The sequence below is a fragment of the Kribbella sp. CA-294648 genome (assembly GCF_050943845.1).
Taxonomy (GTDB): domain Bacteria; phylum Actinomycetota; class Actinomycetes; order Propionibacteriales; family Kribbellaceae; genus Kribbella.
Genome location: NZ_CP191981.1, coordinates 7168798 through 7188122 on the forward strand (window position 1 = coordinate 7168798; position 19325 = coordinate 7188122).

Genomic DNA, 19325 nt, shown 5'->3' on the forward strand with positions numbered 1-19325 from the left:
CCCAGGTCAGAGCTCTGACCTGGGGGTTTGTGTTGCTCCCCCGCCTGGTTTCGATCCAGATCTTCGAGATTCAAAGTCTCGCGGGCTGCCGATTACCCCACGGGGGATCGCGTGGACGCCGGAACAGTCTGCCATGGGTGGGCAAGGCGACACGCCAGGGGTTCCTTACCTACGGCTCCGTAGCTTACGGTTGCGTAGGTAAGCCGTCCTCCACCAAGGGGAAATCATGACTCCAGTTGCGGCACCGGAGGCGCCCATCGGCGCCCGGCAGGCTGGCGAGTTCGACACCGATCACGGGACGCGTGGGGGTGAGCAGAAGGGGATCTGGGAGCAGATCGCCCTGGCGCTGTTCATCGGGATCCCGTTCCTGGCGGTGCTGGCAGCGGTACCGATCGCCTGGGGTGGGTTCCTCGGCTGGCGGGACATCGTGATCGCGGCCGTGTTCTACACGGTCTCCGGGCACGGGATCTCGATCGGCTTCCACCGGTATTTCACCCACAAGTCGTTCAAGCCGAACCGGCCGCTCAAGTATGCGCTGGCAATCGCCGGTTCGCTGGCGATCGAGGGGCCGGTGGTGCGCTGGGTGGCGGACCACCGCAAGCACCACAAGTTCTCCGACCGCGAGGGCGACCCGCACAGCCCGTGGAAGTACGGCACCAGTTTCGGCGCGCTGACCAAGGGCTTCCTGCATGCGCACATCGGCTGGCTGTTCGACACCGAACAGACCCCGCAGCGGCAGTACGCGCCGGATCTGCTCAAGGATCGCGACATCGTCAAGGTGTCCCGGATGTTCCCGTTCCTGGTGCTGGCGAGCCTGTTCGCGCCGGCTGTCATCGGCGGGCTCTGGTCATGGTCGATCGAGGGTGCGCTGACCGCGTTCTTCTGGGCCAGCCTGGTCCGGATCGCGCTGCTGCACCACGTCACCTGGTCGATCAACTCGATCTGCCACACGATCGGCGCGCGGCCGTTCAAGAGCCGGGACAAGTCGGGCAACGTCTGGTGGCTGGCGATCCTCAGCCAGGGTGAGTCGTGGCACAACCTGCACCACTCCGACCCGACCTGCGCACGTCATGGCGTACTCCGCGGGCAGCTGGACACCTCCGCGCGGTGCATCTGGTTCTTCGAGAAACTCGGGTGGGTCAGCGACGTCCGCTGGCCGGTCAAGGAACGTCTCGAAGCGCGGCGGGTGACTGCCGCAGACCGTGCGGCGGCCTGAGCGGGCCGTAAATCTCCCACCTCCGACCCCCGAATTGCGGCATGATGCTGACGTGATCGTTAGGGCGTGTCCGCAGTGACCGATCCCAAGCCGCGCCGGTCGACCCGGGTCCGGATGACCAGTGCCGACCGGCGCGAGCAGCTCATCGTGATAGCCCGCGGCCTGTTCGCCGAGAAGGGCTACGAGGCGACGTCCGTGGAGGAGATCGCCGCCCGCGCCGAGGTCTCCAAGCCGGTCGTCTACGAGCACTTCGGCGGCAAAGAGGGCCTGTACGCCGTAGTCGTGGATCGCGAGGTCCGCAAACTGCTCGACACGGTGACAGCCAGTCTGACGGCCGGCCGCGCTCACGAGTTGGTCGAGCAGGCCGCGCTGGCGCTGCTGGACTACATCGAGAACTCCTCCGACGGCTTCCGCATCCTGGTCCGCGACTCACCGGTCGGCTCGGCCACCGGTTCGTTCATCTCGATCCTGAGCGACGTCGGCACCCGGGTCGAACACATCCTGGCCGAGGAGTTCAAGCGCCGCGGCCTGGACCCGAAGTTCGCCCCGATGTACGCCCAGATGCTGGTCGGCATGGTCGCGCTGACCGGCCAGTGGTGGCTCGACGTACGCCGCCCGAAGAAGCCCGATGTCGCCGCTCACCTGGTCAACCTCGCCTGGAACGGCCTCTCCGGCCTCGAGGCGAAGCCCACCCTCTCGACCCGCCCGCACAAGTAGCCCGCAGTACGACGGCGAGCCGGACGCCGGTACGCCGTCAAGTCCCGCGCCGACCGCGCCAGCCAGTACGCCGTACGCGCGTGAGTCCGCAGTACGGCGCACGCGGATGAGACCCCGGTAGGACGCCGACATCCACCTGGGGCATGACCAAATCGGGCCCGGTACGCCGTAATCTGGCCGCTATGACGGGGACCATGGCCGGGATCCTGGCGCCCCGGCGACAGGTCAGCCCGAGCAGCAAGGCGTTCGACCTGCTGCTTGCGGGCGGGCTCAGCCTGTTCGTCGGACTCCTGTCGCTCGCCTACGAGGGCCTCGCCGGCGTACTGGGCTTCGGCATGCTGGTGCCCCTGGTCTGGCGTCGCAGCCACCCCGAGCCGGTCTTCTTCGCCGTCTCGGGAGTCGCCGTCCTGCAGTGGCTCTCCGGTGCGCAACTGATGCCGGCCAACGTCGGCCTGCTGATCGCGCTCTACACGATCGCCGTGTACGGCGAGGTGAAGTACAGCCGGATCGCCCTCGCCGTCGGCGGACTCGGCGTCCTGATGGCGACCGCGCGGTACTACAGCAGCTCGGACTGGCGCCAGCAGGTCACCATGATGGTCGCGCTCGGCGCGATGGTGTTCGGCGTCTGGGCGTTCGGCGAGCGCCGCCGGACCAAGGGCCTGTACGTCGCCCAGCTGGAGGAGCGCGCCGCGCAACTCGAACGCGACCGCGACCGGGAGGCCAAGCTCGCCGTCTCGAACGAACGGACCCGGATCGCCCGCGAGATCCACGACGTGGTCGCGCACGGCCTGTCCATCATGATCGTCCAGGCCGACGGCGGCCTGTACGCCGCGGACGCCTCGCCCGAGCAGGCCAAGAAGGCGCTGGCCACCATCGGCGACACCGGCCGCGCCTCGCTGACCGAGATGCGCAAGATGCTCGGCATTCTCAAGCAGGACGCCCAGCCCGAGCTCGACCCGGACCAGCCGCGCCCGCAACCCGGCGTCTCGTCGCTGCCCGAGCTGATCGAGAACGTGCGGCAGGCCGGGCTCACCGTCGACTACGAGGTGACCGGCACCCCCCGCGATCTGCCCGCGCTGCTGGGACTGACGGCGTACCGGATCGTGCAGGAAGGGCTGACCAACACGCTGAAACACGCCGGGCCGGGAGCGCGGACCTGCGTCCAACTCGACTTCGGGCGCGAGATGCTGACCGTGGTGGTCACCGACGACGGGCGCGGCGCCGGGGTCGCGCCGGGCAACGACCCGGGGCACGGGCTGGTCGGGATGCGGCAACGCGCGTCGATCTCCGGCGGTACGGTGAACGCCGGACCGAAGGCGGGCGGCGGTTACGAGGTGATCGCCAAGCTGCCGTACAACCTGCCCCACGGAGGAGTTCAGTGACCGACACCGCATCGACCGACGGCACCCGACCGACCGACGAGACGATCCGGGTGTTCCTGGTGGACGACCAGGAACTGGTCCGGGCGGGCTTCACCATGCTGGTGGACTCGCAGCCGGACATGCGGGTGGTCGGCCAGGCCGGTGACGGTGGCGAGGCGCTGGAGAAGCTCCGGGTCACCGCCTGCGACGTAGTACTGATGGACGTCCGGATGCCCCGGCTGGACGGAGTTGAGGCGACGCGGCAACTACAATCGTTGCCCGAAGCCCCCAGAGTCATCGTGCTGACGACGTTCGATCTGGACGAGTACGCGTTCGCCGCGATCAAGGCCGGCGCGGCCGGCTTCCTGCTCAAGAACACTCCCCCGGCCGACCTGCTCTCCGCGATCCGCCAGGTCCACTCCGGCGACGCGGTCGTCTCCCCCAGTACTACGCGCCGCCTGCTCGAGCACTTCGCCGGCTCCCTCCCCGACGAGGAGCGCGAACGCCCCGACCTGGCCGACCTGACGGCTCGCGAACGCGAGGTCCTGGTCGAGGTGGCCCGCGGCCTGTCGAACACCGAGATCGCCCGGCTCTTCACGTTGTCCGAGGCGACGGTCAAGACCCACATCGGCAGGATCCTGGCCAAAACAGGCCTCCGCGACCGGGTCGCCCTGGTGGTCCTCGGCTACGAAACCGGCATCGTCAAACCACCTCGCTGATGATGCAAGACCCGGTACTGCGCCACTGGGGCCCCGGCCGCTTCACCTTCACCTGCGCCGGCGTGCTGATCGTTGCGGCCATCGTCGCCGCCATCGTGCTCGATCCGGCGATCGCCGGATCGATTGTTCTGCTCCTCTTCGTGCTGGTCATGGCGATGGTCAACGACGTCAAGATCACCGAGGACGAACTGCTGGTGGGTCATCCGATCAGGACCAGCCGGTTTCACCGGAGCGAAGTGGACTTCGCCCAGTTCGAATACCGCCCACTGGGGATCTTCCTGGAGATCCATCTGCGCGATGGCAGGGTCATCCAGGTCCTCCAGCAGCCGAAGATGACGTCGACGGAGTTGAGTGGGGGTCCGCCGCAGCCCGGCGGTGCGGCGTACGAGATCACTGCGTGGGCTGGGAAGTAGTACGACTCTGGTCGTACGCACACTCCATTCCCTGGTCCGACTCTTCAGCGGCGGTTGATCAGTAGCTTCTTGGAAGGTGGGCGAGAACGTCTCGTCCCGGGCCTTTCGAGGAGAACGATGACCATCCAGACCGGTGAGCTCCCGCTCGGCCGTTTGCCGCAGGACGCCGCTGACCGGACCGCCATCCGCGCGCACGAACTTCGCAAGGTGTACGGCCAGGGTGACACCGCGGTTGCCGCCCTCGACGGGGTCTCCGTCGACTTCGGGGTCGGGCGGTTCACCGCGATCATGGGTCCGTCGGGCTCGGGCAAGTCGACCCTGATGCACTGCCTGGCCGGGCTGGACACCCCGACCTCGGGACAGGTCCTGCTCGGGGAGACCGAGCTGACCCAGCTGCCCGACGCGGCGCTGACGAGGATCCGGCGGGACCGGATCGGCTTCGTCTTCCAGTCCTTCAACCTGCTGCCGATGCTGTCCGCCAAGGACAACATCCTGCTCCCGCTGGAGCTCGGCGGCCGCAAACCCGACCAGCAGTGGATGAGCACGCTGATCGACGTACTCGGCCTGGCGGACCGGCTCACGCATCGCCCGTCGGAGCTGTCCGGCGGTCAGCAGCAGCGGGTCGCGGTGGCCCGCGCGCTGGTCGGCCGGCCCGAGGTGGTCTTCGCCGACGAGCCGACCGGCAATCTGGACTCCCGCTCCGGCGCCGAGGTGCTGGGCTTCCTGCGCCGATCGGTGCGCGAGTTCGGCCAGACCGTGGTGATGGTCACCCACGACCCGCTGGCGGCGTCGTACGCCGACCGCGTCGTGATGCTTGCCGACGGCAAGCTTGCCGGTGAGCTCGCCGACCCGACCCCGGAGTCCGTCCTGGACGCCCTGCGGCAGCTGGGGGCCTGACCGTGCGACGCTCCATCCTCTCCTCCCTGCGCGCCCATCTGGGCCGCCTGGTCGCCGCCTGCCTGGCGATCGTGCTCGGGGTCGGCTTCGGCACCCTGGCGATGACCGCGCATTCGTCGGCCACCAACGGTATCGACCAGACCATCGGCAAGCAGAACGCCGGCGTCGACGCGGTCGCCAACCCGAATCGTGAGTCGATCACGACCGCGGAGGCAGCCGCGGTGGCGAAACTGCCGCAGGCCGCATCGGTCGTCACCGAGCTCTCGGCGTACATGCAGGTCCAGTGGGCCGGTCAGGTCCGGCCGGACAGCCTGGGCGTCGACGCGCGCTACGACACCGCCAAGATCGCCGGGCCGACGGCCAAGTCCGGGAAGTTGCCGGACGCAAAGAACGAGATCGCGCTGCCGGTCAAGCTGGCCGAGAAGTACAAGGTCGCGGTCGGCCAGGAGCTCAAGCTCAGCACCTGGGAGGGCAAGACCTACCCGGTGAAGGTCGTCGGCCTGCTCGACGACAGTACGTCGATCGGCGGCGCGAACGCGGTCGCCACCGCCGAGACCGTGAACACCTTCGAACCGGGGAGCTACCTCAACCGGATCAAGGTCGCGGCCGCGCCCGGCGTGACCCAGGCCGCGCTGGCCGCCGCGATCGACGGCGTCGTCAACGACGGCGTGGACGTCTACACCGGTACGGCGTGGATCGACCACGAAGTGAAAGGCATCACCAGCGGGATCGACGTCCTCGGTGGCGTGTTCGGCATGTTCGCCGTGATCGCGCTGTTCGTCGCCTGCCTGGTGATCGCCAACACGTTCACCATCGTGATCGCCCAGCGGACCCGCGAGATGGCGCTGCTGCGCTGTGTCGGCGCGTCCCGCAAGCAGGTGTTCTCCTCGGTCCTCGCGGAAGCCACCATCGTCGGATTGGTTGCCTCCGGCATCGGTGTGGTCTTCGGCGTCGCGCTGTCCGCGATCGCCCTGACGTTGGCCCGCACGTTCGACTGGGGACTGCCGCCGGTCGCTCTCCACCTCGGCCTCGCGTCGGTGTTCGTCCCGCTCGCGCTCGGTACGGTCGCCACGATCCTGGCTGCCGTCGTACCGGCGAGGCGGGCGACCAGGGTTGCTCCGCTGGCGGCTCTCCGGCCCGAGGCGGCTCCGGTCGCCAAGTCCAAGGCCGGCGTACTGCGACTCGTCCTCGGCTTCCTGTTGCTGGCCGGTGGTGGAGCCCTCCTCGTCATGGCCGCCACGTCGAGCCAGGTGCTCATCGGAGTCGCCGGCGGGGTGATGTCCTTCCTCGGCGTACTGGCGGTCGGTTCCTTGCTCGTACCGGCGCTGGTCAGGGTCCTGGGCGCGTTGCCCGCGCGGAGTGGTGGGGTGCCCGCGCGGATCGCCGTCGCCAACGCTGTCCGCAATCCGCGGCGCACCGCGGCGACCACCTCGGCGCTGCTGATCGGCGTGACGCTGATCAGCCTGACCTGTGTCGGCATCGCCTCCGTCCGCAAGACGTTCGACGTCACGATGGACAAGGAGTACCCGGTCGATGTGACACTGAAGGTGTACGACGAGAAGATGCCGGCCACCGCGGCCAAGCAACTGCAGGACATCAAGGGCATCACGCAGGTGGTGCCGGTCAAGTCAGCGAAGGTCAAGACCGGCGGCGAGACGCTGGACATCACCGGCGTCGACCAGGGGGTGGCCGGCTCGGTGATCCACGACCCGAAGCTGGTCGGTCAACTGCAGCCCGGTACCGCGCTGATCGACCGCCAGACGCTGGGCATGCTCAACGTCGAGGACGGCTCGACGATCACCATCGTGTCAGGCAAGCAGAAGCTCACCCTGAAGGCTGTCCGGGCGGGCGGTCTGGATCCGATCACCATCACGCAGGCGGATCTGAGCAAGCTCGCGCCGAACGCGGCCGTGACCGGCTACTGGCTGGCCTCCGATCCCAAGGCTGACGGTCCCGAGGTGATCGATGCGCTCAAGCAGTCGCTGCCCACGGTCAAGAGCCTGACCATCGGCGGCGGGCTGGCCGAGCGGAGCTTCTACACCAAGGTGTTCGACGTACTGCTGCTCGTCGCGGTCGGCCTGCTCGGGGTCTCGGTCCTGATCGCACTGGTCGGGGTCGGGAACACCCTCAGCCTGTCCGTGCTCGAACGCACCCGGGAGAACGCGTTGCTGCGGGCGATGGGGCTGACCCGGCGACAGTTGCGCGGCATGCTCGCGGTCGAGTCGTTGCTGATGGCACTCGTCGCGGCCGGCCTCGGGATCGCGCTCGGCCTGATCTATGGGTGGACCGGGACCTCAGCGTTGATGGGTAGCCAGGTCGACGGTCCGGTCCAGTACGCCGTACCGGGTCGTCTGTTGCTAACGATCGCGTTGGTCGCTGCTGTGGCCGGTCTGCTTGCGTCGGTCCTGCCGGCTCGGCGCGCGGCCAAGGTGGCCCCGGCCGGAGCGCTGGCCACCGAGTAGGTCAGACGATCTCGACTCGATTCCCGTGGCCGTCGGCGGTGTGGAACCGCCGGCGGCCCGGGATCGTTTCGTTGTCCCACTTGACCGGATATCCCTTGGCCTGCAGGGTTTCGGCGAGTGCATCCAGGTCGTCGACGGCCAGTGCGGGGTGGGCTTTCAGCGCCGGTGTGAAGTTCTCCTCGACGCCGACGTGCACCTCGGCAGTACCGTCCTTGAACCAGCAACCGCCGCGGGCGGCGAGCAACGGCGGCTTCTCGAGCTCGGTCATCCCCAACGCGTCGCGGTAGAAGGCGCGGGCGACCTCCTCACCGCCGGGCGGACAGGACACCTGCACATGGTCGAGCCTCATCATCAGTTTCCCTTCTGAGCAACAGCGAAGATCCGCCGGAACGGCAGCAACGTCCCGAACGGCTGCTGCGGATAAGCCTCGTTAAGCCGAGCCCCGTACTCCGCTTCGAATTGCGCCCGCAACTCGTCGGGCAACGCCTGAAGCACCGGCCGCGCCCCCGTCCCCTTGACCCACTCCAGCACTGCGTTGTCACCTTGCAGGATGTGGCAGTACGTCGTCTCCCACGCGTCGACCGTGCACCCTTCGGCGCTTAGCGCTGCGACGTACTCCGCCGGGCCAGGCACATCCGCCCGGAGCGACTGATCTCTTGCGTACTCCGCGTACGGTTCGGTGCTCGCCAACTCGCGAAGAATGGCGTGGGATGGCGCATCCCCGTTGCCAGGAATCTGAATAGCCAACCAGCCACCCGGCTTGAGCGCCCGGACGAACCCCGGAAGCAATTCGAGATGCTCGGGGATCCAGTGCAGCGTCGCGTTGCTGACGATCACGTCGACCGACTCTGGCTCCGCGGTCCACTCCCGCACATCCCCCACCTCAAAGCTCAGCCGCTCCCCGGCCAGCTCCTGAGCCGCCTCGATCATCTGCGGCGAACTGTCCACCCCGAGCACCCGAGCCCCGGGCCACCGCTCCACCAACGAAGCAGTCAAATTCCCAGGCCCACACCCGAGATCAACCACCAGCAACCCATCACTCCCTTCCCCGCCGCCGGCTCCGAAAGACGCAGTGTCGAGAGAGGCCCCGCCTTCCCCCTCCCCTCCCCCGGGCATAGCCGGCTGCGCCGCCTCGCCCGCCCCAGCTCGCTCGCTCCGCTCGCCTTGCTCCCCCTCAAAGCCGGCGCCCTGAGCTGCCTCAGCCCGGCCGCCTGCCGGCCCCGCCGGCCTGTCCTCGCCCTGCTCGGCTGCCGCCTGCGCCGGCGCGTGCTCGCCTTGCCCACCGGGCAATCCGGCTGGCCCAGCCGCTCCTTGCTGACCACCAACCGTCCTGTCCTCCAGGTGGACTTGGGCTAGTAGGTCTGCGAAGGGGCGGCCTCGTTCTGCGGCGTACTTGTTGTATTGGTGGGGGTTCCAGGTCGGTGATGTGCGCATGGGGGAGCCTCTCCGCCGGGGATCTCTTGATGTCGAGATACTTTACGCCTGGGAGTTGTCTTGATGTCAAGAGTCTTGATGGCATAGGCTCGGGAGTATGAGAGACGAGGTCGATCGGCTGGTCGAGGCCTGGCGGCGGGAGCGGCCGGATCTCGATGTGGCGCCGATGGAGGTGTTGTCGCGGGTCAGCCGGCTGGCGCGGCATCTCGACCGGGCTCGCCGGCAGGCCTTCGAGACGCATGGGCTCGAGTCGTGGGAGTTCGACGTACTGGCCGCGTTGCGGCGGGCCGGCAAGCCGTACCAGCTCTCTCCCGGCCGGCTGCTCAAGGAGACCCTGGTGACGTCGGGGACGATGACGAACCGGGTGGACCGGCTGGCCGCGCGCGGGCTGGTCGAGCGGCTGCCCGATCCGGCCGACCGTCGCGGCGTGCTCGTCCAACTCACCGACGCCGGCCGCGACTCGGTCGACGCGGCGATGGCCGACCTGCTCGCCCACGAACGCACCCTGCTCGGCTCGATCAGCGAACGCGACCAGGCCAAGATCGCCCGGGTACTGCGCGAACTGGTCGGCCCGTTCGACCAGGAAAACCACTGAGCGGACATTTCCGCGGCACCGGCCTGTTACCCGCCGGAATTGTGCCGGAATAATCCGAAAAGACGACCCGTCACTTTATCCCGGTGCCGATCGTTGCTAGTTGCAACGAGATCGTGAGATTGCTGTAGCGCCCGACTATCGACACTGAGTCACCGGCCCAACTAGTGTCCTCGCCATCGGTGGTCGATCAGCTACACACCGTTCATGATTCGGCGAACTTCGGCGGCAGAGGTGGTCCGCCGAAGCCGGTTGGTGGTGTCCGGGGCTCGGGGCTCGGACAACCTGACCGGTACGGGACCCGCTCACCCGGCAGGCGCGGCATACCCTCCGAGCTACAGGGGATCGGAGGGTATGCCGCGACTCAGATGAGCCTCAGGATTTGATCAGGTATACAATTCTCAGCCGCGCCGGAAATGTCCTGACAACGTGATCGAGGCCTCCGTCGACGCGCTATTCCGCGCGTTCGGCCGCTTCGAACCAGGCGGTTTCCAGCTCACCGCGTTCTTCGGCCAGCTTGCGTAGCTCGGTGTCCAGCTCGGCCAGCCGCTCGTAGTTGCTCGCGCTCGCGGCCAGCTGGTCGTGCAGCTTCGCCTCGGACTGGGTCAGCTTGGCCAGCTGCCGCTCGATCCGGTTGAGCTCCTTCTTGGCAGCCCGCGCCGCGGCCGGGTCGGCAACAGGCTCGGCCGGCGTCACCTCGGCTTCGGCCTGCCGCTCAGCCAGCGTCGACGGGGTCGGAGCGGAAGTGGCGGCGCGGCGTACCGGAGTACCGGAGGCCAGTTCGTCGAGGTACTGGTCGACGCCGCGGGGCAGGTGGCGGATGTAGCCGTCGCCCATGATCGCGTAGACCATGTCGCTGACCCGCTCCAGGAAGTAGCGGTCGTGGGTGACGACCACGACGACGCCCGGCCAGTTGTCCAGGAAGTCCTCGAGCACGGTCAGCGTCTCGACGTCCAGGTCGTTGGTCGGCTCGTCGAGGATCAACACGTTCGGCTCGTCGAGCAGGATCCGGAGCAGCTGCAGCCGGCGGCGCTCGCCACCGGACAGGTCGCTGATCCGGGTGGTCAGCTTGTCGCCGGTGAAGCCGAAGCGTTCGAGCAGCTGCGACGACGTCATCTCCCCGCCCCGGCCGGCCAGCGCAGCGGTACGGCGGATGTCGGTGATGTGCGACAGCACGGTCACCGAACCGTCGAGATCCTCCAGCGTCTGCGACAGGTTGGCGACCCGGACCGTCTTGCCCTGCTTGACCAGGCCGGTGTCCGGCGGGAGGAGGCCGGTGAGGACCTTGAGGAAGGTCGTCTTGCCGGCCCCGTTCGGCCCGAGCAGACCGATCCGGTCGGCCGGGCCGAGCCGGAAGGTGACGTGGTCGAGCATCAGCCGGTCGCCGAACCGCAGCGAGACGTCCTCGGCGTCGAAGACGTCCTTGCCGAGGCGGGAGGTGGCGAGCTGGGCCAGGGCGAGCTTGTCGCGCGGGGCCGGCTCGTTCTCGATCAAAACGTTCGCGGCCTCGATCCGGAACTTCGGCTTGGTGGACCGCGCGGGCGCTCCCCGGCGCAGCCAGGCGAGCTCCTTCTTCATCAGGTTCTGGCGCTTGCCTTCGACAACGGCCTCGTTGCGGGACCGCTCGGCCTTGGCCAGCACGTAGGCGGCGTACCCACCCTCGTACGAGCTGACCTTGCCGCCCTGGACCTCCCAGGTCTCGTTGCAGACCGCATCGAGGAACCACCGGTCGTGAGTGACCACGATCAGCGCGCCGGCCCGGTCCACGACGTGTTGCGCGAGCCAGTCGACCGCCTCGATGTCGAGGTGGTTGGTGGGCTCGTCGAGGATCAGCAGGTCGACCTCGGTCATCAGCAGCCGGGCCAGCGACGCGCGGCGGCGCTCGCCACCACTCAGCGTGCCGACCAATGCTTTGTGGTCGACGCCACCGAGCAAGTGCTCCATCACCGAGCGTGCGCGGGGATCAGCGGCCCAGGTGTAGGTCTCGACGTCACCCAGTACTGCGTGAGCGACGGTCAGCTCGGGATCCAGAGTGTCGACCTGACCGAGGAAGCCAAGTCGCAGGTCGCGGTTGTGCGTGATCCGGCCGGCGTCGGGCGTCTCCTCCCGGGCCAGCAACCGCAGCAGCGTGGATTTCCCGTCCCCGTTCCGCCCGACCACCCCGATCCGCTCGCCCCGGCCGATGCCGAGGGTCACCCCGTCGAGCAGGGTGCGGGTTCCGAAGCCTTTGGAGACAGCTTCCAGATTGACAAGGTTGGGTGCAGGAGTGGCGGCCATATCCCCTCAAGCCTAGGGCATGGCGGAGCGGTGACGGTCCGGACGGCCACCCACCGGGTGATAGCCGTGGAAGGTGGTCAGGAGGATGCCCTCGCCGTGGGTGATGCCGGGGAGCTGGGCTTCGAAGGCGTGAACGCGGCCGGCCGGGATGCGGCCGGTGAGAGCCGTCCGGTCGGGAGCGACCTGGGTGCTGTCGAGCGTCGCGCCCGCCTCCGTGAGCTTGGCGATCACCGCCGAAACCGCGTCCGGTGGCAGCTCGAGCTCGAAGCTGTTGACCGGCTCGCACACCGTCGTACCGGCCTCTCGTAGCGCGTCGAGCAGGACCAGCGGGACGAGACGCCGGAAGTCCCCGGCAGCGGTTCCGACGGAGGAGTACTGCGTCAGGGTGAGGTCCACCCGGCAGTCCCGCACTTCCCACCCGTACAGCCCTTGCTGGAAAGCGGTCCTTACCGTCTCCTCGATCGCGGTGTGGAACGCCCGCGGGAGCCCGCCGAGCTCGACCTCCAGCCGGTAGTCGATCCCCGTACCGATCGGAGCGGCCGAGATCCGGAACCCGACTCCCGCGCAGCACAGGTTGCCGGGCTCACCCATCTCGCGCACCGCCGTACCGACGCCGACCGGGCGCTCGACGTGGATCGGCGTCGTCTCGCTGAAGCCGACCGTCAGCCCGTACTCGTCCTCCAGCAGCGAGGCGATCACCTCCTTCTGCACCTCGCCGTACAGGTTGACCGAGATCTCCCCGAGCGCGCCCTTGCGGACCCGGATCAGCGGATCCTGCTCAGCCAGCTGCTGCAACGCCTGGAACAGCTTCACCCGATCGCCGGCCCGGATGACGGTCTCCAGCGTCGGCGGCGCGAAGAGCTGTTCGTCCCGGCCGACGGGCATGCCGAGTTGGTCACCGATCTGCACTCGTTTGAGCCCGCGCAGCGCGACGATCCGGCCCGCCTCCACGCTGTCGACGGAGCGCGTGCCGCCGTGCTCGAACAGCTGCAGCGAGGTCGGTTTCACCTCGTACTGCGCCCCGCCGTGGTGCCCGTCGATCGACTGGCGAGCTTGCAGCGTGCCCGCGAACACCCGGGCCGAGGCGATCTTTTCCCCCGCCGTACCGCGTTCCACCTTGAACACGGAGGCTCGCATCGGCTCCTCCGGCGTACCGGTTGCTCGGGGCAACCACTCGCGGATGCCGTCGATGAGTTCGGGCACGCCTTCGCCGGTCATCGCAGACCCGAAGTACACGGGATGCACAAGCGAGCGCCCGACCTGGTCGGCCAGCTCGCGCCGGTAGTCCTCCGCGGTCAATGAGTCATCGAGATAGCCGCTCAGGAAGCGATCATTGCTCTCAGCAAGCAACTCGCCAAGCGCCTTGTGGATAAGGGGAAATGGCTCGTACTGCGCCCCGCGGGTGCCCAGGTCGGTGACTGAACCCATCGCGACCGCCGCGGGGGTGAGGAGTCGCCCGATATCGGCGAGCAGTTCGTCGTACCGGGCTCCCATCCGGTCGATCTTGTTGACGAACAGCAGGGTCGGGATGCGCAGCCGGGTCAGCGTGCGCATCAGCAGCCGGGTCTGCACCTGGACGCCCTCGACCGCCGAGATCACCAGCACGGCACCGTCCAGCACGGACAGCGCGCGCTCGACCTCGGCGATGAAGTCGGAGTGGCCGGGGGTGTCGATCAGGTTGACGGTGAGGTCACCGAGCTCGAACGAGACCACGGCCGAGCGGATCGTGATGCCGCGCCGGCGTTCCAGGTCCATCGAGTCGGTGGTGGTGCTGCCGTCGTCCACGCGACCGACGTGGTCGATCACGCCCGCGGCGTACAGCAGGCGTTCGGTCAGGCTGGTCTTACCAGCGTCGACATGCGCCAGAATGCCCATCGTCAGAGTGTTCAAAGGTCCTCGCGGGTGCGTCGCAGCGATCAGGAGTGATGGCGTAGATCGACACCTCGCGCATTGGGGACTCCTCTGGATCGCGTGCGGGACCACTGACGGTCACTGACGATAGCCTTCCGGTCAGGATCCGGCGACCGGGTTTTCGGCTGAGAGGACGGGCAGATGGAAGCGTTCGCAACGCTGCTCCACCAGTACCGCAAGGCCGCCGGCCTGACCCAGCAGGACCTGGCGGACCGCTCGGGCACCAGCCTCGCCGCCATCGGCGCCCTGGAGCGAGGCGTCCGCAAATACCCACGCCCAGAGACCATCACCGCCCTCGCCCACGCCCTGCGGCTCCGCCCTGAGGACCGCCAAGCGCTGACCCAGGCCGCCCGCCGCAAAGGCAAACCCGCCGCCCAGCGCGACAACCCAGCATCCGGTACTGCGTCCCGCGGCCCACTCGGCACGGCTGGACCCGGCGGCGCGGGGCCTGGCAGCGCGGGGCCCGGCTCGGCCGATGCTGCGGGGCAGCCGGGCGGCTCCGACGCGGCGGTGCCGCGACAGCTTCCCTTGGTTGATGCAGGGTTCACCGGGCGTAGCGGCGATCTCGGCGTACTGCGGGCCGCGCTCACCCGGGAGTCTGGCGTGGCGATCGTCGGCATCACCGGGATGGGTGGTGTCGGCAAGACGACGCTGGCTGTGAAGGCGGCTCACGAGGTCACCGAGGAGTACCCCGGCGGGCAGGTGTACCTGGACCTCCGCGGGTACGGCACTGACTCCCCCGTCTCACCGCTTGAGGCGCTCAACTACCTGCTGCGCGCGTTCGGCTTGTCCGGTCCGGACGTCCCGGTCCAGGTGGATGAGGCGGCGGCTCGCCTGAGAACACTGCTGGCCACCCGTCGCGCCCTGATCCTGCTCGACAACGCGCGTGACGCCGCCCAAGTCGAGTACTTGGTCCCCGGCACCGGCCGATCCGCCGTACTGATCACCAGTCGCCAGGAGTTGTCCGGCATGCCGGCCGCGCAGATCCTCCGACTCGGTTTGATGTCCGCACCAGAAGGCCTCGGCCTCCTCAAGACGACCGTGGGCGGCGACCGGGTCGACCAGGAACCAGAGGCCGCCCGATCGATCCTGGACTCCTGCGGCCTCCTACCGCTCGCCTTGAAGATCTCCGCCGGCCGTCTGGCAGCCAGGCCTCGCTGGCCACTGACCCACCTGGCCGGCCTGCTCCGCGACGAACGGAGCCGACTGGACCACCTGCAAGACCAGGAGCTCGGCGTCCGGGCCAGCTTCGACGTCTCGATCGACGACCTGGCCGCTAGCCAGAGTGGCCGTGAGCAACGAGCCGCGGCCGCGTTCGCGCTGTTCGGAGTACCGGATGGTCCTGATCTGACTGTTGAGGTCGCGGCTCGGCTGCTGGACTGTGACGAGCGTGCGGCGACCGATGCGCTCGAGGACCTCTGCGATCTTCACCTGCTCGAGTCGCTGGCGCCACGGCGGTACCGGCTGCACGACCTGCTGCGGATGTATGCGAGGGAGCGCGCGCAGGCGACCATCAGCGCGGACGAACGGGCCGCGGCGCTCACCCGGATCCTCGACCTGTACGCCTCGGCGGGCTGGCAGTCGATCGAACTGGGCTTCCCGAAGGCCGGCCGGGTGCCGTGGTACCGGGCGCAGCCTCCGATCGCGAACGGCGGACCGGAGTACCAGACCATGGGCGCGGCACTGTCCTGGCTGGACGGGCAGCGGCCGCATCTGGTCGCGGTGATGGCGCAGGCTGTGCGGACGCCGGGAGTCCCGGCGGTGTCGATCCTCAGGCTCGCGATCGGGCTGCACACCTTCTACGCCACCCGCGGGCACTGGATGGACTGCCTACAGGTCTTCCGTGCGGCGCTCGAGGTCGCGACCGACGACCCATGTGCCGAGGGCCATCTGCGCACCGATCTCGGCCTGGTCCTTCTCGACCTCGCGCGGGTCGGCGCGGGTCGCCCGGAGGAATCCATCGCCGAACTCCACCGCGCGGTGGCACTCTTCGAAGGCCTCGGCGATCTACGCGGCGCCGCGACGGCCCTGGTGAACCTGAGCCACGTCCTCCACCTCAACGGCGACTACCAGCAAGCGATCGACGCCGGCCACCGAGCTCTCGCGATCTACCGGCAACTCGGCGACCTGCCGGACGAGGCGATCGCGCACTTCAACATCGGCAACTCCGAGGGTCGGCTGGGCAGGACGGCAGCCCAGCGATCGGCGTACGACGAAGCCATTGCCATCAGCAACCGGTACGACGCGCAGCACCATCTCGCGACGGCGCTCCTCGGCTCCGGCATCGCTTATCGGGAAGCCGGCGATTTCGCGGCCTCATTCGACCACCTGCACCAGGCGGTGGCGAAGTTCAGGACGGCGGACGACCAGCTGGGCCTGGCCGAAGCGCTCGACGAACTAGGCGTCACCTACCGCCTCGCCGGCGACCCGAAGACGTCGATCGGCCACCACGACGAGGCCCTGACCATCAGCACCCACTACGACGACGGCCAGCGCCACGTCCTGATCCTCCACCACCTCGCCCTGGCCCACGAAGCAGCCGGCGACCGCTCCATCGCCACCACCCACCTCCAAGAAGCCCTGACCGTCGCCGCCCAGAAACGCCTGCCCGATCTGACACCGCTCCAGGAAGACCTCGCCCGACTGACCAAAGAGTCAGTACCTGACTAAAAAGTAGGTACTTGTCGCACCGTTTGCGCCACGAGAGCCTGAGTCGCATGACCGACCACCACACTCCCGTGACCGTCCTCGGGCTGGGCTCGATGGGCAGCGCACTGGCAGCAGCATTCATCGAGGCCGGCCACCGGACCACCGTCTGGAACAGAACTGCTTCGAAGGCTTTGCCCCTTGCCGCCCAGGGCGCTGTTCACGCGACCACGATCACCGAGGCAGTCGCGGCGAGTCCCTTGATCATCACGTGCCTCACCACCTACGAAGGAACCATCGAGGCCCTGGAGCCGGCCACCGCTGCGCTCGAAGGGCGGACGCTCGTCAGCCTGAACAGCGGCTCACCGGCCGGTGCTCGCGAGCTGGCCGAATGGGTTCTCGGACAAGGCGCGCGCTACCTCGGCGGGGCGGTCAAGAACGTCCCGTCCGCCGTCGGAGCCGAAGACACCCTCCTGTACTACGGCGGCGACAAAACCGTCTTCGACGAGTTCGCACCAACCCTGCGCGTCCTGGGCGGCGACACCGTCTACCTAGGCGCGGACCCCGACCTCGCCGCTCTCTACGAGATGGCAGTGGGCGGCACCTTGCTCCCTGCGCTCGTCGGCTTCTTCCAGGGCGCGGCCGCATTGCAAGCGCGCGGCCTCGAGGCAGCCTCGATGGTGCGCTTCAGCACCAAGTGGTTCGAAATGATCAACTCGGTCCTACCGATCTTCGCCGACGAGATCGACCGCGCCGACTACACCAAACCAGCATCCTCGGTAAACCTGTTCCTGGCCGGAGCCGCCCACGACGCCGCCCTCGGAAAAGAAGCCAACCTCGACATCACCTGGCACAAACCCTTCCACGACCTCCTCGAACGAGCCGTCGAAGCAGGCCACGGCAACCACAGCATCTCCGCCCTCACCGAAGTCCTCAAGAACCCTGCATAGGCAGTAGTAGCTAATGCCTCGTCTAGCAACGTTGGGGAGGTAGTCAGGTCGGCTGGTGTCTGCTGGAGGTCAGGTCCTGCGGCTGGGTGGAGGGGTGGCAGCTCCGCCTGGACTGGTTCCGGGGAGGATTTTCGCCGGACTTGGGGAGGGTCGTGCTACCAGTGTGGGGAGAAGATCCTCCCCGAATCGGTGGAAGCGGGCAGTCGACGGTTCGGGGAGGTCGGGCCCGGCCATGCCCGGCCGGGTCCGGCCTGTGCCGGCTTTGTGCACGGGCTGAGCGTCCGGAGCACGGCGGAACGCTCAGGTCATGCACAAGGTCACCGGCAGGCCCGCCCCGGGGTGGCGTGGGCACAACGGAGCTTCAGCCCATCAATCTGGATCGCTCGCGAGACTCGCCACGCTCAGCGGTGGGTCGTCCAGGACGGCATTGATGCGGTGGGGATCCGTGGGTGTCGGGGGGCCCCGGCCGGTTCACGACGGCGTCATCGCCGGTTGACCGGCTCGCTGCTCACGGGGCCGGCAGCGCGCCTGGCCGGGTCCGGGGCCCTGGCTGCGGATCCAACTGCTGTCGTACCCCCCCCCCCGCAAGACCTGCCGTCCAGACGCCCTCAACACACGATTACCTTCCCAACGCTGCTAGACGCAGCACTAGCGGTTGATGGGGGCTGGGAGGATTCGGGCGCCGGGGACTGGGCCTTCGGCTTGGCGGACCACTCGGCAGAGGCCGGATTCGGCTAGTTCTACGGCTAGGTCGACCGCTCGGCGGCTGTCGGCTGCCAGGAAGAGGCAGGTGGGGCCGGAGCCGGAGATCATGGCGGCTAGGGCGCCTTGGTCCAGGCCGAATTGGAGCGTGGCGGCCAGCTCTGGGCGCAAGGAGAGGGCAGCTACTTGGAGGTCGTTGCTGACGGCAACTGCCAGGGCGGCGGGCTGGCCCGAGAGGAGGGCGGAGAGGAGTTCGGGCCGGACCTCCGGTGGCTCGACGCGGCGGAGGGGGCGGAGGCGGTCGAGTTCTTTGTAGACGGCCGGCGTCGAGAGACCGCCGTCGGCGATCGCGAACACCCAGTGGAAGGTGCCGCGCGACATCACCTCGGTGACCTGCTCACCACGGCCGCGACCCAACGCCGTGTGACCGACGAGGCAAAACGGTACGTCGCTGCCCAACTCCGCCGCGAGGTGTTCCAGCTCGGACTGCACCAGCCCGAGCCCCCACAACCGGTTGCAGGCAACGAGTGTCGCGGCGGCGTCCGTGGAGCCGCCCGCCATGCCGCCCGCGACCGGGATGGTCTTGCGGATGGTGAGATCGACGCCTTCGTCCACGTCGTACTCCGCCTGCAGCAGCCGCGCGGCCCGGACGGCGAGGTTCGACTCGTCGACCGGGACGTCGTCGGCGAAGTCGCCGAGCACCTCGACGGTGACTTCCGAGTCGTCGCGCAGCGTCGCCGTGACATCGTCGTACAAGGCAACGGCCTGGTAGACGGTGGCGAGCGGATGGAAGCCGTCCGGGCGCGGCGGACCGACGGCCAGACCGAGATTGATCTTGGCCGGCGACCGGACCGTCACCTGATGAGCAGACACCGCCACAGGCTAGTGCCCCACGCCGGAATTTGCGTTAGCGATAGCGGTGTCCAGGTGCGTGCATCGCGGTGGCGGAGGAGCGGCCGCGATGTTTTTCCATCGTTGCCGTTTCTCCGCTGCCGCGAGGTGCGTGCCTGGGCGCCGCTAGCGCAACG

15 protein-coding genes are annotated in these 19325 nt (G+C 68.4%); 10 read left to right on the forward strand and 5 right to left on the reverse strand.

Annotated elements, in window-relative coordinates:
• The first annotated feature begins 226 nt into the window (after positions 1-226).
• From ACQPYM_RS34020 to ACQPYM_RS34050, 7 genes are all read left to right on the forward strand, one after another.
• Positions 227-1216, forward strand: a complete 990-nt coding sequence (locus tag ACQPYM_RS34020; protein ID WP_433008780.1) for an acyl-CoA desaturase — start codon at positions 227-229, stop codon at positions 1214-1216.
• Positions 1217-1291: 75 nt separating this feature from the next.
• Positions 1292-1933: a TetR/AcrR family transcriptional regulator gene (locus ACQPYM_RS34025; RefSeq protein ID WP_360286082.1), complete on the forward strand. Its 642-nt coding sequence runs from the start codon at positions 1292-1294 to the stop codon at positions 1931-1933.
• Positions 1934-2115: 182 nt separating this feature from the next.
• On the forward strand, positions 2116-3315 hold the full coding sequence (locus ACQPYM_RS34030; protein ID WP_433008783.1) for a sensor histidine kinase: 1200 nt from the start codon (positions 2116-2118) through the stop codon (positions 3313-3315).
• 95 nt (positions 3316-3410) lie between these two features.
• Positions 3411-4013, forward strand: a complete 603-nt coding sequence (locus ACQPYM_RS34035; RefSeq protein ID WP_433023446.1) for a response regulator — start codon at positions 3411-3413, stop codon at positions 4011-4013.
• Complete coding sequence (locus ACQPYM_RS34040; protein WP_433008786.1) at positions 4013-4426, forward strand: hypothetical protein; 414 nt, start codon at positions 4013-4015, stop codon at positions 4424-4426. The genes ACQPYM_RS34035 and ACQPYM_RS34040 overlap by 1 nt, the downstream gene beginning before the upstream one ends.
• A 117-nt stretch (positions 4427-4543) precedes the next feature.
• Positions 4544-5323, forward strand: a complete 780-nt coding sequence (locus tag ACQPYM_RS34045; protein WP_433008788.1) for an ABC transporter ATP-binding protein — start codon at positions 4544-4546, stop codon at positions 5321-5323.
• Between the two features lie 2 nt (positions 5324-5325).
• Complete coding sequence (locus tag ACQPYM_RS34050) at positions 5326-7785, forward strand: ABC transporter permease (RefSeq protein ID WP_433008791.1); 2460 nt, start codon at positions 5326-5328, stop codon at positions 7783-7785.
• A gap of 1 nt (position 7786) precedes the next feature.
• Here ACQPYM_RS34050 and ACQPYM_RS34055 read toward each other — a convergent pair whose 3' ends face one another.
• Positions 7787-8137: a VOC family protein gene (locus ACQPYM_RS34055; RefSeq protein WP_433008794.1), complete on the reverse strand. Its 351-nt coding sequence runs from the start codon at positions 8135-8137 to the stop codon at positions 7787-7789.
• Positions 8137-8781, reverse strand: a complete 645-nt coding sequence (locus ACQPYM_RS34060; RefSeq protein WP_433008797.1) for a methyltransferase domain-containing protein — start codon at positions 8779-8781, stop codon at positions 8137-8139. The genes ACQPYM_RS34055 and ACQPYM_RS34060 overlap by 1 nt, the downstream gene beginning before the upstream one ends.
• 535 nt (positions 8782-9316) lie before the next feature.
• Here ACQPYM_RS34060 and ACQPYM_RS34065 point away from each other — a divergent pair.
• Positions 9317-9814 (forward strand): MarR family winged helix-turn-helix transcriptional regulator, encoded by a 498-nt coding sequence (locus ACQPYM_RS34065; RefSeq protein WP_360286040.1) that lies wholly within the window; start codon positions 9317-9319, stop codon positions 9812-9814.
• Positions 9815-10264: 450 nt separating this feature from the next.
• Here the strand turns inward: ACQPYM_RS34065 and ACQPYM_RS34070 are convergent, their stop codons facing one another.
• The gene (locus tag ACQPYM_RS34070) at positions 10265-12088 is read right to left on the reverse strand and encodes an ABC-F family ATP-binding cassette domain-containing protein (RefSeq protein WP_433008800.1); all 1824 of its coding nucleotides are present in this window, start codon (positions 12086-12088) and stop codon (positions 10265-10267) included.
• Positions 12089-12100: 12 nt separating this feature from the next.
• A complete protein-coding gene (locus tag ACQPYM_RS34075; protein ID WP_433008803.1) occupies positions 12101-13963 on the reverse strand; it encodes a GTP-binding protein in 1863 nt (620 codons plus the stop codon).
• A 177-nt stretch (positions 13964-14140) separates the two neighbouring features.
• Here ACQPYM_RS34075 and ACQPYM_RS34080 point away from each other — a divergent pair, with 177 nt between their 5' ends.
• Entirely contained in the window at positions 14141-16669 is a 2529-nt protein-coding gene (locus ACQPYM_RS34080) for a tetratricopeptide repeat protein (RefSeq protein ID WP_433008806.1), read from the forward strand.
• 47 nt (positions 16670-16716) lie between these two features.
• Positions 16717-17595 (forward strand): NAD(P)-dependent oxidoreductase, encoded by an 879-nt coding sequence (locus ACQPYM_RS34085; protein WP_433008809.1) that lies wholly within the window; start codon positions 16717-16719, stop codon positions 17593-17595.
• Between the two features lie 648 nt (positions 17596-18243).
• On the opposite strand, the gene ACQPYM_RS34090 is transcribed toward ACQPYM_RS34085, so the two are convergent.
• Complete coding sequence (locus ACQPYM_RS34090) at positions 18244-19170, reverse strand: 4-(cytidine 5'-diphospho)-2-C-methyl-D-erythritol kinase (protein WP_433008812.1); 927 nt, start codon at positions 19168-19170, stop codon at positions 18244-18246.
• Between the last annotated feature and the right edge of the window lie 155 nt (positions 19171-19325).

What these genes read in the sequence shown, in the direction of transcription:
- ACQPYM_RS34055 (WP_433008794.1), bottom strand. Translation starts at nt 8,137, where the DNA reads ATGATGAGGCTCGACCATGTGCAGGTGTCCTGTCCGCCCGGCGGTGAG.
- ACQPYM_RS34075 (WP_433008803.1), bottom strand. Translation starts at nt 13,963, where the DNA reads ATGGGCATTCTGGCGCATGTCGACGCTGGTAAGACCAGCCTGACCGAA.
- ACQPYM_RS34035 (WP_433023446.1), top strand. Translation starts at nt 3,411, where the DNA reads ATGCTGGTGGACTCGCAGCCGGACATGCGGGTGGTCGGCCAGGCCGGT.
- ACQPYM_RS34080 (WP_433008806.1), top strand. Translation starts at nt 14,141, where the DNA reads ATGGAAGCGTTCGCAACGCTGCTCCACCAGTACCGCAAGGCCGCCGGC.
- ACQPYM_RS34020 (WP_433008780.1), top strand. Translation starts at nt 227, where the DNA reads ATGACTCCAGTTGCGGCACCGGAGGCGCCCATCGGCGCCCGGCAGGCT.
- ACQPYM_RS34070 (WP_433008800.1), bottom strand. Translation starts at nt 12,088, where the DNA reads ATGGCCGCCACTCCTGCACCCAACCTTGTCAATCTGGAAGCTGTCTCC.
- ACQPYM_RS34040 (WP_433008786.1), top strand. Translation starts at nt 4,013, where the DNA reads ATGATGCAAGACCCGGTACTGCGCCACTGGGGCCCCGGCCGCTTCACC.
- ACQPYM_RS34030 (WP_433008783.1), top strand. Translation starts at nt 2,116, where the DNA reads ATGACGGGGACCATGGCCGGGATCCTGGCGCCCCGGCGACAGGTCAGC.
- ACQPYM_RS34065 (WP_360286040.1), top strand. Translation starts at nt 9,317, where the DNA reads ATGAGAGACGAGGTCGATCGGCTGGTCGAGGCCTGGCGGCGGGAGCGG.
- ACQPYM_RS34085 (WP_433008809.1), top strand. Translation starts at nt 16,717, where the DNA reads ATGACCGACCACCACACTCCCGTGACCGTCCTCGGGCTGGGCTCGATG.
- ACQPYM_RS34045 (WP_433008788.1), top strand. Translation starts at nt 4,544, where the DNA reads ATGACCATCCAGACCGGTGAGCTCCCGCTCGGCCGTTTGCCGCAGGAC.